This is a genomic window from Corallococcus sp. AB011P (assembly GCF_003611605.1).
GTDB classification, from domain to species: domain Bacteria; phylum Myxococcota; class Myxococcia; order Myxococcales; family Myxococcaceae; genus Corallococcus; species Corallococcus coralloides.
The window spans coordinates 1-431 of sequence record NZ_RAVX01000082.1 but is presented as its reverse complement, the minus strand read 5'-3'; the positions used below and the strand labels follow the sequence as shown (position 1 = coordinate 431).

Sequence of the window (431 nt, the reverse complement as noted above, 5' to 3'; positions counted from 1 at the left end):
AACAGCCCCCGGCGCGCGGCCCACATCCCCAGCGAGGAGCGCGCCGTCAGCACCGTGAGGGGGACGGCGAGCAGCAGCCCCACCGCCACCGGCAGCAGCCACGCCACCAGCGCCGGGGACACCAGCGCGGCCACGGCCAGCATCCCCACGCCCACCGCCATGTGCACGGCGTGACGCCGCGCCGCTTCGGACCACGGCAGGTCCGCGTCCTCTCGCTGCTGGCTGGACCAGTTCACCCGGTACCCCAGGAGCGTGCCGAAGACGAAGTGTGACTGGAACAGCATCATCACCGGCGCCAGGAGCGAGGCCAGCACGCTCTCCACGAGCACGCTGAGCACCAGCTTCACGCGGCCCCCCATCTTCGCCGCCTCACCCCGCTTGAAGAGCGCGAGCATCAGCCCCAGGATCTTGGGCGCGAACAGCATGCCCAT

At 71.5% G+C, this 431-nt stretch carries 1 pseudogene; it reads right to left on the bottom strand.

Annotation, left to right across the window (positions count from 1 at the left end):
• Positions 1-431: pseudogene (locus D7X30_RS41435) on the bottom strand (glucans biosynthesis glucosyltransferase MdoH); the annotation flags it as partial.